Annotated in this window: 9 protein-coding genes and 1 pseudogene; 2 read left to right on the top strand and 8 right to left on the bottom strand. The window is 57.3% G+C overall.

What is annotated here, in order from left to right:
• Nucleotides 1-27: 27 nt before the first annotated feature.
• The 4 genes from purN to typA all read right to left on the bottom strand — a co-directional run bounded on the left by purN (nucleotide 28) and on the right by typA (nucleotide 4,445).
• Nucleotides 28-657, bottom strand: a complete 630-nt coding sequence (gene purN, locus H3L92_RS06915) for a phosphoribosylglycinamide formyltransferase (protein ID WP_085365924.1) — start codon at nucleotides 655-657, stop codon at nucleotides 28-30.
• 264 nt (nucleotides 658-921) lie between these two features.
• Nucleotides 922-1,491 (bottom strand): ubiquinone biosynthesis accessory factor UbiJ, encoded by a 570-nt coding sequence (locus H3L92_RS06910; protein ID WP_085365923.1) that lies wholly within the window; start codon nucleotides 1,489-1,491, stop codon nucleotides 922-924.
• A 63-nt stretch (nucleotides 1,492-1,554) separates the two neighbouring features.
• Nucleotides 1,555-2,331, bottom strand: a complete 777-nt coding sequence (locus tag H3L92_RS06905) for a Rossmann-fold NAD(P)-binding domain-containing protein (protein WP_174222541.1) — start codon at nucleotides 2,329-2,331, stop codon at nucleotides 1,555-1,557.
• Nucleotides 2,332-2,633: 302 nt separating this feature from the next.
• The gene (typA, locus tag H3L92_RS06900; RefSeq protein ID WP_085365922.1) at nucleotides 2,634-4,445 is read right to left on the bottom strand and encodes a translational GTPase TypA; all 1,812 of its coding nucleotides are present in this window, start codon (nucleotides 4,443-4,445) and stop codon (nucleotides 2,634-2,636) included.
• Nucleotides 4,446-4,887: 442 nt separating this feature from the next.
• On the opposite strand from typA, the gene bfr (H3L92_RS06895) reads away from it, so the two are divergent.
• Nucleotides 4,888-5,352, top strand: a complete 465-nt coding sequence (gene bfr, locus H3L92_RS06895) for a bacterioferritin (RefSeq protein WP_085365920.1) — start codon at nucleotides 4,888-4,890, stop codon at nucleotides 5,350-5,352.
• Between the two features lie 24 nt (nucleotides 5,353-5,376).
• A complete protein-coding gene (bfr, locus tag H3L92_RS06890) occupies nucleotides 5,377-5,850 on the top strand; it encodes a bacterioferritin (protein WP_085365919.1) in 474 nt (157 codons plus the stop codon).
• A gap of 428 nt (nucleotides 5,851-6,278) precedes the next feature.
• Here the strand turns inward: bfr (H3L92_RS06890) and recB are convergent, their stop codons facing one another.
• The 4 genes and pseudogenes from recB to H3L92_RS06870 form a co-directional block, all read right to left on the bottom strand.
• On the bottom strand, nucleotides 6,279-9,911 hold the full coding sequence (gene recB / locus H3L92_RS06885) for an exodeoxyribonuclease V subunit beta (RefSeq protein ID WP_085365918.1): 3,633 nt from the start codon (nucleotides 9,909-9,911) through the stop codon (nucleotides 6,279-6,281).
• A gap of 146 nt (nucleotides 9,912-10,057) precedes the next feature.
• Nucleotides 10,058-10,327, bottom strand: a complete 270-nt coding sequence (locus H3L92_RS06880; RefSeq protein ID WP_085365917.1) for a YihD family protein — start codon at nucleotides 10,325-10,327, stop codon at nucleotides 10,058-10,060.
• A 260-nt stretch (nucleotides 10,328-10,587) separates the two neighbouring features.
• A pseudogene (locus H3L92_RS06875) lies at nucleotides 10,588-10,854 on the bottom strand (glutaredoxin family protein); the annotation flags it as partial.
• A complete protein-coding gene (locus tag H3L92_RS06870; RefSeq protein ID WP_085365915.1) occupies nucleotides 10,841-12,187 on the bottom strand; it encodes a polynucleotide adenylyltransferase PcnB in 1,347 nt (448 codons plus the stop codon). The gene H3L92_RS06870 and the pseudogene H3L92_RS06875, both read right to left, overlap by 14 nt.
• Nucleotides 12,188-12,393: the final 206 nt, after the last annotated feature.

The raw sequence follows: 12,393 nt of genomic DNA, 5'->3' as shown, positions 1-12,393 counted from the left end.
TGAATCGGCTGCTTTATCTGTTTGCGTTCAGGCCAGCAGGCGGGTATTTTGCACCGTTGCGTCCGGGCTGCGGATAACGCGGTTGCCCGATATTTTCAGACGGCCTGCAACGAAATCGGCCACGGCCTGCGGGAAAATCAGGTGTTCCGCTTCCAATACGCGCGCGGCGAGTGTGTCGGCGGTGTCGTTGTCGAACACCGGCACTGCACCTTGCGCGATAACGGGGCCGCAGTCCAGCTCGGGGGTAACGAAATGCACGGTGCAGCCTGCGATGCGGCAGCCTGCCTCGATGGCCCGCTCGTGGGTGTGCAGGCCGGTGAAGGCGGGCAGCAGCGAGGGGTGGATGTTGATCAGGCGGCCTTCGTAATGCCGGCAGAATTCGGGCGTGAGTATGCGCATAAAGCCCGCCAATACGACCAAATCGGGTTGGTAGGCGTCGATTTTCCGCATCATGGCTTCGTCGAATGCCAAGCGGCTGTCGAAGCTTTTATGGTTGAGACTGTCGGTGGCGATGTTGCGTTCCGCCGCCCAGGCCAAACCGGCGGCGGTTTCGTTGTTGCTCAACACGGCGGCGATGCGGGCGCCGGGAATCTGTGCTTCCACGATGGCCTGCATATTGCTGCCCCTGCCGGAAATCAGGATAACGATGTTTTTCATGTTTCAGACGGCCTTTTAATCGGAGTGGTCGGGATAAAGGTTTAGCGGAAAAATCATTTTTGCCACAAGGCAGCAAGCCGCAGACAGTACGGTAGTACGGCAAGGCGCAGCAACGCCGTGGCAGAAATAAAGTTTTTCGCTATGGTGCCGTTGCGGCGCACAGGCGAGCGTTCTGGCGCAGTTTAACGGCTTTTAAAGGAATCGGTGTGTATTGTAGCAAATGTGGGGAATAGGGGGCCGGTACCGTTGCGGGCTTCGGCTGCGTCAAACCTTGTTCCGCTCTTCCAGTTTGGCCAGCCGTGCCTCGAAGCGGGCGGTGTCGTCGCGCAGGGTATCGACTTCGTGCGACCATGCCGACAGCGTGTGTTTGTCGACCACGGGCGCTTCAGGCTCTTTGGCGAAGTCGCCGAGCTGTTCGAGTATGCTCAAACCGATCTGCTTGGCGGTGTGGCCGGCTTTTTCGGCGCGCACGCTGATGCCGCCTGCCGCCGCATCGCCGAACAGGCGGCTTAAGTCGTCGTTGGCGTGGTAGCGCAGGCTGCCGATAAGCGGCAGCAGGGCAACCCCTAAGCCGGTGTCGCCGCTAACGGATACATCGCCCACGCCGGGCGTTTGCCCTTGCAGCACTTTCTGCACCGCGCCGGCGTTAAAGCGGATTTCGGTGTCGGCGGCGTTTCGGGCACATTCCAAAAAGCCCTGTTCGTTAAACGTGCCGGTAATCTGCACGCCGGCGGCGTGCAGGGCGAGGGTTTTGCCTGCAAAAGCACTTAAAGCGGCTTGGGCTTCGCGGTTTTGCTGAATCAGGTGGTTGATAACGGGAAGTAGGGCGCTCATGCAAATCTTCTTTCTTGAAGGCCGTCTGAAAACGGCGTGCGGTTTTTTCAGACGGCCTTTATATCACAATAATATCCCGGCGAAATCATTGTAAACCGTATGCACGGTTTTGCCGCCGCACCGGTCGTCCGTGTCGAACTCGGGTTCGGGCAGGCCGAGTTTGGCGGCTTCGGCGCGGTAGAATTCATGTTTGGGCGGGTGTTGCGGCTCGACGATATTGCGTATCCGCAAACCGGCGGGCGTGGCGGCGGCATGGTGCAGGGCGGCAACGGCGCGGCTGCGGTGCAGCATATTCACGGGTTGGTGCGCGCCGGCAAGATGCTTGCGTTTCAGCAGGCTGTGCAAAGGGTGGCGTTCGGCGCAATAGAGGCCGCCCAAACGCAGAATATCGATATTGGCGATGCCGCTGCCCAGCAGCAGCTCTTCGGCTTGGCGCACTTTGCGGGCGCTTTCGGTTTGCGGGTCGGGCGGGGTGTGTTCGCCGCATTCGCGCACGGCATCGCCGTAAACCGAAGTGCTGCTTGCATAAACGATATGGCCGATGCCGAAATGCCGCGCAAGTTGCAGCCAGCCCGCCAGCACGGCGGGGTAGTCGGACACGGCAGAAGGCGGCAGCAGGCAGAACCACACGGGATTGTCTGCCCATGCTTGCCAGAAATCCGCTTGGAAAACCCGTGTATCGTTTAAATCGGCAGCGTGCAGGTTTACCGGCAGGTTGATGTCGTCGGAAATGATGCTTCGTTTGAGCGCCGACACGCGGCTGCCGCCCTCGAACATTTTTTCGGCCAGCGGCCTGCCTAGATAACCCATGCCGAGTATGGCGCAATCGGGTGTGTGCATTTTTCAGACGGCCTTGTGTGTGGAAAGGGTGAACAGTATATAGCCGATAAATATTTTCCGATACGGGGTAGGTTTTCGGCTGCCGCGGCAGCCCAACCAATTATTTGGCAAAAAGTTTCGTTATGCTCGGGCTTGATCCGAGTATTTTATTGTTTCGGAAGAAATAGCAGATACTCGGGTCAAGCCCGAGTATGACGATGGTTGTATCGACGGCCCTTAGGTGTTGCAAAAGTTTCAGGCCGTCTGAAAATATTTTTTCAGACGGCCTGTTTGCTTTAAACGGATACACTCAATCCGTTGGTTTAATCCAGCTTTTTAAAATGCTTGCGGCGTTCGTGTTCCTGCAAATAACGCTTGCGCAGGCGGATGGATTGCGGGGTGATTTCCACCAACTCGTCGTCGTCGATAAACTCGACCGCGCTCTCCAGCGTGAGCTTGATGGGCGTGGTCAGGCGCACGGCTTCGTCGGTGCCGCTGGCGCGCACGTTGGTGAGCTTTTTGCCTTTTAAGGGGTTGACCACCAAGTCGTTGTCGCGGCTGTGGATGCCGATAATCATGCCTTCGTAGATTTTTTCGCCGGGCGATACGAACATACGGCCGCGGTCTTCGAGGTTCCACAGCGCGTAGGCAACGGCTTCGCCTTGCTCCTGCGACACCAGCACGCCGTTGTGGCGGCCGGGCATATCGGGCTTCACGGGGGCGTAGTCGTCGAACACATGGCTCATCAGGCCGACGCCGCGGGTGAGCGTCATGAATTCGCCTTGGAAGCCGATCAGGCCGCGGGCGGGAATGTGGTATTCGAGGCGGGTGCGACCGTGGCCGTCGCTTTCCATATTGGTGAGTTCGCCGCGGCGGCGGCCGAGTTCTTCCATTACCGCGCCCTGGTTGTCGTCGGGCACGTCAACGGTGAGGTTTTCATAAGGCTCGCATTTTTGGCCGTCGATTTCGCGGAACACCACGCGCGGTTTGCCCACGGCCAATTCGTAGCCTTCGCGGCGCATGTTTTCTAAGAGAATGGTCAGGTGCAATTCGCCGCGGCCGGACACGCGGAAAATATCGGCGTCTGCGGTGTCTTCCACGCGCAGGGCCACGTTGGTAAGCAGCTCTTTGTTGAGGCGGTCGCGGATTTGGCGGGAGGTAACGAATTTGCCTTCGGTGCCGGCCAAGGGGCTGGTGTTGACCATAAAGTCCATCGTTAAAGTAGGCTCGTCCACGCTGAGCATGGGCAGGCCGACGGGGTTGTCTTTGTCGGAAATGGTTACGCCGATGCCGATGTCGTCGAGGCCGGAAATAATCACGATGTCGCCGGCTTCGGCTTCTTCCAGCGGCACGCGCTCGAGGCCTTTGAAGCCCAGCAGTTGGTTGATGCGGCCTTGCGCCACCTGTTTTTCGTGGTTCATTACGGCAACCACCTGGCCGGGTTTGATGCGGCCGTTGAGAATGCGGCCGATGCCGAGGCGGCCGGTGTAGTTGTCGTAGTCGAGCTGCGAAATTTGCAGTTGCAGGGTTTCGTCGGCGCTGCCGGAAGGGGGCGGGGTGTGTTTCAGAATGGTTTCAAACAGCGGGCGCATGTCGCTGCTCTCGTCGCTCTCTTCCAGTTTGGCAAAGCCGGAAAGGCCGGATGCGTAAACGATGGGGAAGTCGAGTTGCTCGTCGGTGGCACCGAGTTTGTCGAACAGCTCGAAAGTTTGGTCGATTACCCAGCTCGGGCGGGCGGAAGGTTTGTCGATTTTGTTGATCACCACAATCGGGCGCAGGCCGAGCGCCAGGGCTTTTTTGGTTACGAAGCGGGTTTGCGGCATCGGGCCTTCTTGGGCATCAACCAGCAGCACCACGCAATCAACCATGCCCAACACGCGCTCCACTTCGCCGCCGAAGTCGGCGTGTCCGGGGGTGTCGACGATGTTGATGTGGTAGCCTTCGTATTCGATGGCGGTGTTTTTGGCGAGAATGGTGATGCCGCGTTCTTTTTCGAGGTCGTTGCTGTCCATCACGCGCTCGTCAACCTGCTGGTTGGCGCGGAAGGTGCCGGATTGGCGCAAAAGTTGGTCGACCAGCGTGGTTTTGCCGTGGTCGACGTGGGCGATGATGGCGATATTGCGGATTTGTTTCATGGTTCAAACAGCCTGATAGCTAAAAAATAACCGCGCATTATAACACGCTATTTGCCGGATTCTGCGCGGTTGTTTGTTCGGCAGGGGTGATAAATAATATTAATGAATAAAAAGAAAAAATTTATAACCTGTTTGAAAATAAAAAGTAAAAAGAAAAAATTGGGTTTGAACAAACCGGGGCGGGCGCTTTTGTTGTGCTTAGGCCGGTTTGTTGTGGTTAAATTTTGTAAATAAAAAATCGTATTGCAATAAATTATCAATATTAGGCGCAACAAAAATCAAAAGGAAACAAGCCGTTAATTTTCCGATTGGGTTTTCGGTTGCGGCATTGTCTTTGATAATTGTTTGTATTTTAAATGGAAAGTTTGTATAAATCGGGTTTGTTGCCTACAATTTGAATCAAGCAGATACGCAAACCGAAACACAAACGAAAGGACACATCATGCAAGGTGATAAAGCTGTTATCGATTATATGAACGAGTTGCTGGCAGGTGAATTGGCCGCGCGCGACCAATATTTCATCCACTCGCGCATGTATGCCGAATGGGGCTACAACAAACTGTTCGAGCGCATCGGCCATGAAATGGAAGACGAAACCGGCCATGCCGAAGCGTTTATCCGCCGCATTCTGATGCTGGGCGGCACGCCCAATATGGTTCCGGCCAAAATCAACGTGGGCGCCGACGTGGTGGCCATGCTCAAAGCCGACTTGAGCACCGAGCTGGAAGTTCGGGCCGCGCTGAAAAAAGGCATCAAGCTGTGCGAAGAAAAGCAGGACTACGTTACCCGCGACCTGATGGTGGCACAATTGAAAGACACCGAAGAAGACCACGCCCACTGGCTCGAGCAGCAATTGCGCCTGATTGATTTGGTCGGCATTCAAAACTACCTGCAAAGCCAGCTGTAACAGGCCGTCTGAAAGGAGATTATCATGCAAGGCGACCGTTTGGTTATCCGTGAGTTAAACAAAAACCTGGGTTTGCTGCTGGTTACCATCAACCAATATTTCCTGCACGCCCGCATTTTGAAAAACTGGGGCTTGGAAGAGTTGGGCGAACATTTCTACAAACAGTCTATCGTGGAAATGAAAGCCGCCGACGATATCATCGAGCGCGTTCTGCTGCTCGAAGGGCTGCCCAACCTGCAAGATTTGGGCAAGCTGTTAATCGGCGAGAGCACCGAAGAAATCATCAAGTGCGATTTGACCAAAGAGCAGGAAAAACACACCGCGCTGGTGGAAGCGATTGCATTGTGCGAAGAGAAGCAGGATTATGTTTCGCGCGATTTGCTCGAAAAGCTGAAAGACACCAACGAAGAGCATATCGACTGGCTGGAAACCCAGCAGGAGCTGATTGCCGGCGTGGGCTTGCCCAATTATCTGCAAACCGGGGCGCAAGAGGACTGACACACAAACCACTGCCAAATACAGCAGTCTGATTGAGCACCTCCAAACAAACGGCATACTTTCGGGTATGCCGTTTTTCTTTCGGGTTTGTTTTCAGACGGCCTGGGGTCTTTACAAAAATATAGTGGATTAAAATAAGAATGCCGAAGTAGGGTAAAACGATTCTTTAGCATATCGCCCAATTGCAAGTTTGAATGCAGTTATTTCATTTCGGAGTTTTTATTTGAATTCACTATACTTAAGGCCGTCTGAAACATCCGGAGACCTTTGCAAAATTCTTTTAGGCACCTTAAAACACTTGCGTCATGCTTATGCTCAACCCGAGCATCTGTTTGTTTTGGAAGAAAAAGAGATACTCGGGCCAAGCCCGAGTATGATGTATGCAATTTGCCTTGAGTTGATGCGCTATAAACAAACTATAAATCAGATCAACCGTTTTCCAGCCAGTCGGCCAGCAGGCCGGTATCGAGATCCCAGGCCCAGATGCCGTTGCCGCTGCCGCCGAGGCCGCGCAAAAAGAGATAGCGCACGGCGATTTTCGGCACGGGTTGTTGCCGCGAACGGAAATAGCGGGCGGCGGCAACGGCGTAAATCAGGGCTTGCAGATAATAGTGGTGGTGCGCCATTGCTTCGTTCATGGCTGCTTGGTGGTAATCGGCGGCGGTTTGCCCGAGATGGTTGGATTTGTAGTCGATTAAGGTAACGAGGCCGTCTGAATGCAGGCACACCATGTCGATAAAGCCGTTTAAAAAACCTTTTACATCGTTGAAATCCAACAGTTGCGCGGCGGCTGCGCATTCGGCGGGCAGGCCGTTATCGGGGCGGGCGAACCATTGCTGCAAATGCCTGAGCGAGAAATCGCGCATATACAGGGTGAATGCCATTTCGGCGCGGCGGCGTTTGGCGGGGGTGCCGGCAAGCGTGCCGCCGCCCAAGGGGGCGAGACGGGTGTGGTCGAGCATGGTTTCGACGGCCTGCTGCCAGTGCGGCTCGAAGCCGTAGCGTTCGAGGGTGGTGCGCACGAGTTCGCTTTGGCCGGAGGCGGGTGCGGAAAAGTCGAACTGTTCCAAAATTTCGTGCAGGCATACGCCGGCATCGGCGCCGCGGGCAAAGGAGTGGATATCGCAGCCGGGCGGGTTTTCAGACGGCCTGGATACGGGTGCGTCGTCGGTTTCGGCGGCGTCGATTGCAGGTTGCAGCTCTTCGCGGGAGTGTTCTTCCGCGTTGCTGTGGCGGGTTTGGCGGCTCAAGCCGGTGAAGCTGGTGTGGCTCACGGTTTCAAAGCGGCGCTCGGGCAGGGTTTGGGCCTGATAGTGGCCGTCTGAAACCGTTGGCGGCCGGTAATTTGCTGCCGGCGGTGCGCTTTCTATGAAAGCAAAGTCGGTGTTTTTCGGGGCGTTTTCGATAAAACGCTGCCAGTTGTGTTGCAGCAGGGCGGCTTTTTCGATTTTGTAGGCGGCTTCGGCTTCGATACGGCTGGTGTCGGCGCTGCCTTCGAGCAGGTAGGCCAGCGGGTTGCGGGGGGTGTCGCCGCAATGGGCGGCATACACGGTTAGGCGTTCTTCGGCGCGGGTGAGGGCCACATAGAGCAGGCGCAGGTTTTCGCTGAGGGCTTCGTCGGCCAGGCGGTTTCGGTCGCTTTCGTCGGGCTGGTGCGGGGCGATCAGTTCGGCCTGTCCGTTGCGGTGGAGAATCTGCCAGTGTTTGTTTTCGGCGGGTTTGGCGTCCCACGCAAACGGGCAGAACACCACGGGATACTGCAAGCCTTTGGCGGCGTGCATGGTAACGATTTTCACCAGATTTTCATCGCTTTCCAGCCGCAGCAGGTTGCTGTCGGGGTGGCTGCGGCCATCTTCTGAGGCCGTCTGAATCTGTGCCAGCAGCCATTGGTGCAGCGCGGCGGGGCTGAGGCTTTGTTCGCTTTCTTCGGCCAGCCGCTCGATAATCTGGTGGTAGTTGGTGAGGCTGCGCTCGTTGCCTTGCGCCAGCAGCCGCGCTTCGATGCCGTGGCGTGCGGCAAACTGCTGCACGGCGGTGTAGATGCCGTATTGCTGCCAGGTTTCGGCGGCGGTTTGCGCCGATGCAATCCATTCGAGCAGGCTGCTTTCGTTGCGGTTGAGGTCGTAGAGTTCGGCGGCGGTTTGGCGGAACAGCACGCCGCCGAGCACGAAGCGCAGCGGCCCGGTGTCGTGCGGTTGCAGCCAGAAGCCGAGCAGGGCGGCGAGGGCGGCGGCTTCTTCGGTGGCAAACACCGATTCGCGGCTTAACAACACGCTTTGGATGCCGCGCTTTTTCAATTCGGCGGCCACCATCTGCCCTTCGCGGTGGGTGCGCACCAACACGGCAATCTGCCCCGCTTGCAGCGGTTTCCCGGCTTCATCGGGGTGTTTTTGGTAGTTGAGGCAGCCTGACGCGGCTTGGTTGAGCAGGTCGGCGGTTTCGTCGGCGCAGTATCCGGCGGCGCGGTAGCGCAGAATGTCTTTGTTATCGCCCTCGTCGGGGCGGTTGAGCCAGCGTATCTGTATGGCGCTGCCGCCGCCGTTCAGACGGCCTGTTTCGCGGGCGGCACCAACATCGGCATAATCGATGTGATCCAGCACGAACGGGCGGTTTTTTTGCCGGAAAAGGGCGTTGATGCCGCGTATCAGGTTGCCGTGGCTGCGGTGGTTGACCGCCAGCGTGTAGTGTTTGCCGGCATCGCGCGCGGCTTGCAGGTAGGCGTGGATGTCGGCGCCTCGGAAGCTGTAAATGGCTTGTTTGGGGTCGCCCACCAAAAACAGCGGGCGGTTCTGTTCGGCAAACAGGCGGCTGAAAACGGCGTATTGCAGCGGGTCGGTGTCTTGGAATTCGTCTATCAGCGCGGCCTGCCAGTTGGCTGCGGCGGTTTGCGCCAGCGCGGCGGCGTGCGCGCCGGTGGTGAGGGCGTTGTAAACATCGAGCAGCAAATCGTCGAACACGCGCTCGCGGCGGTTTTTTTTGCGTTCGGCCAGCGCGGCGGCGAGGTGGTCGAGCAGGTCGAAATAGAGGGCGGCAAGGGCGTCTTGTTCGGCTTGGGCGGTGTTTGCCAGTTTGCGGCCGAACTCTGCCAGTTTGTTGAATTCGGCCTGCGTTTCGGTATCCACCGTTTTGCCTTTTTTGAGTTTGCCGGGCAGTACGTCGGCGGAAAGGTTTTCGAGGCGGTTGAAAAAATCTTCTTTTTTCTTGGCTTCTTTCGGCACGTCGGGCAGGCGGTTGTTTTCTGCGGCCTGTTGCAGGGTGGCGAAGAGTTCTTGATAGGAATTTTTTCTGAAATAGGTGCCGTTTAAAACGGTTGCAAACAGCGCCCAGAACTTTTCTTCCAAAGCGGGCAGGGCGGTGCGGATTTCCTGCCAGATTTGTTCCAATTCGGCATGGCTTGCGGCCAAATCACCCGCAGGCCGTCTGAAAACCAAATAGGGGCGGGCGGTAAAGTTTTTAACGGCTGCCAAGGCGGTTTGCGGGGTTTGGCGGTGTTTGAACACCAGTTGCGCCAATAAAGGGTAGGGCGCTACTTTTTCGCGCCAGAAATCCTGCGCCGGCACGAGCAGGCGCTCGCGGGTGTCGTCGGTGAGTTCCACGTCGAACGGCACTTGGCACAGAAAGGCATAATCGCGCAGCAGCCGCTGGCAGAAGCCGTGTATGGTGTAAATCGCGGCGCTGTCGAACCGGCCGATGGCGGCTTTCAGGCGCACAATCAGCCGCTCGCGGCTTTCTTGCCGCAGGGCCTGTTGCAGCAGCGGCAGGATAAAATTGTCGCCGGGGTGGCGGCTGCGGCAGTGGTTTTGCAGGCCGTCTGAAGTGGCGCCGTGTTCCAATGCCGATAAGGCATCGTCCAAACGTGCGCGCAGGCGGGTTTTCAGCTCGGCGGTGGCGGCTTTGGTGAACGTTACCACCAGCACGCTTTCAACCGGCATTTTTTCGAGCACGATCAGGCGGGTGAAGAGGGCGGCGATGTTGTAGGTTTTGCCTGTGCCGGCCGAGGCTTCAATCAGGTTGGTGCCTTCGATGGCGATGGCGAGGGGGTCGAACGGCTGTGCGTGCATGGCGGGTTGGAAGTAGGGCGGTTTTGATTATTCAGACGGCCTGAAGGGTTTGCAGATTCATGCCGGCGTTAGTAGCGCCGTTATCGTATGCGGGCACGGGCGCGCGCAAATGGTTTGGGGTTGCGCCCTCTGTTTAATCTTCGGTTTTATTCTTGGATGATGCCGCGCGCTTTGAGCAGGGCGGTTTTGAAGTCTTCTTCGTAATCTTTCTGCACGCCCGGAATCGGGTCGTGTTTGCCGCGGCCGCTCATTTTCAGGTGGTAGATAATCACTTCGTCGGTCAGATCGGCAAGCGGTTTGTCGAAGCCCGCTTCGTCGGCGATTTTCTGCAAAACCTGCGGCAGGTTCAGCTCGGGGTCTTTCGACCAATAAGGTTGCAGCAGTTCGAGCAATTCGCGTAAACGGTGGCTTCTCATGGCGGTTCCTTTTTGTGGCGGTATGTAAATTAAGCGGATAGTGTAAGGGTTTTTGCGGCGCGGCACAAAGGTATCAGGCCGTCTGAACGAATTGTTTTCAGACGGCCTGAAGTTTGCAGGGCGCAGGCTTTTATAGTAACAGGCTTAAGAAAAATTACATTCGTCATACTCGGGCTTGACCCGAGTATCTTTATTTTCTTTGAACTCGGAGATACTGGGGTCAAGCCCGAGTATGACGGAGCGGTTGCTAAACAAGTGGTTCAACTCTGGCGGCAGGCATTCAAAAACGCCCGCAGTTTGTTTTCGTCTAAAAACCAATGGCAGATTTCGGTGCCGCCGTGCAGCAAAACGGGCACCAGCTCGTTGTATTGTTCTTCCAACTGCGGGTCGCTGTCCACGTCGATGATTTCCAAATCAAACCCGTATTCGGCCTGATAGGGCAGCAGGGCGTCGCGCATTTTGTGGCACAGGCTGCAATATTCGCGGAACATCAGCGTTAACGCCAAACGGTTTTCAGACGGCATGGTTGCTGCTTTCTTTCTTTTTGCGTGGTTTGCGGCGGCGTTTGCGTTTTTCGCCGCCTTCCCCGCCGCTTTCTTGTTCCTGCTTGGCGCTCATCAGCAGGCGGGTTTCGTCGTCGGCGTGCTGGAAGGCCGTCCACCATTGCGCCAGATCGGGGTCGGCGCTGCCGGTTTCGGCGCGCAGCAGCAGAAAATCATAAGCGGCGCGGAAGCGCGGCTGGGCAATCAGGCGGTGCGGGCGTGCGCCGCGGCGGTTGGCAAACTGCGGTTGGAGCTGCCAGATTTCGCGCATGGTGGCGGAAAACCGCTGCGGCAGGCCCCAGCCTTTTTCGATGTCGCGCAGCTCGTTAACGGCCTGCGTGAGCGCGGGTGTCGGTTTGAGGCCTGCGGCGAGGTTGCGCTGCCAATAGTTTTCGAGCTGCGGCCACATCACGGCGGCCAGCACGAAACCCACCGACACCGATTTGTCGGCGCGCAAACGCTCGTCGGTGTTGCGCAGGGCCAGCGTAACGATGTTCTGCCCGCCTTTGCCCGCCTGTTGCAGGGCGGTGAGAATCGGGTGGATGTCGGCGGCCACGCCCAAGCGTTCCAACTGCGTCAGGCATTGCAGGGCGTGGCCGGAAAACAGCAGCTTCATGATTTCGTCGAACAGGCGCGCCACCGGCTCCTGTTTCAGACGGCCTGCATACTCTGCCACCGGCGCGGCGGTTTCCCGCTCCACTTCAAAACCGAGCTTGGCCGACAGGCGCACGGCGCGCAACACGCGCACGGGGTCTTCCTGATAGCGTGCGGCCGGGTCGCCGATCATCACCAGCCTGCGGGCGCGGATGTCGGCCACGCCGTGGTGGAAATCGGTAATCTGCTGGCGTATCGGGTCGTAATACAGCGCGTTGCAGGTGAAATCGCGGCGCATAGCGTCTTCTTCCATGCTGCCGTAGGTGTTGTCTTTCATGATGCGGCCGTGTTCGTTGTGCTGCACCTTGCCGCCGCCGCGGAACGTGGTTACTTCGATGGTTTCCGGCCCCACCATCACGTGCACGATTTGAAAGCGCCGGCCGATGATGCGGCTGCGGCGGAATATTTTGCGCACCTGTTCGGGCGTGGCATCGGTGGCCACGTCGAAATCTTTCGGCTCGATGCCCAGCAGCAGGTCGCGCACCGCCCCGCCCACCACATAGGCTTCGAAACCTTCGTTGTGCAGACGGCGCACCACTTTTTCGGCGGCGAAGCTGAGCATATCGGCGCTGATGCGGTGTTCGGCAAACGGAACCACTTCTTTGTGCGCACGCGTTCTGCCCGATTTGCCGGGCAGCACCTTGTGCAGCCATTTTTTCAACATATTGTTCCAACCATAAAACAAGGCCGTCTGAAACGCCTGAAACCTTTGCAGAAAACCCTGCGCGCAAACTTTTCTGCAAAGGTTTCAGACGGCCTGCGTTACTCAATCGGCGGGGTTGTTTGCCAAACCCGCCGCGCTTTAGGGTCTGTCGACGTGGCCGACGAAGCGGTTTTTTGAGTCAAAAACCGCGTATGCAAGGCAAAAAG

The organism is Neisseria dentiae (genome assembly GCF_014055005.1).
Classification (GTDB): Bacteria; Pseudomonadota; Gammaproteobacteria; order Burkholderiales; family Neisseriaceae; genus Neisseria; species Neisseria dentiae.
This window is presented reverse-complemented; position numbering and strand designations above follow the sequence as displayed.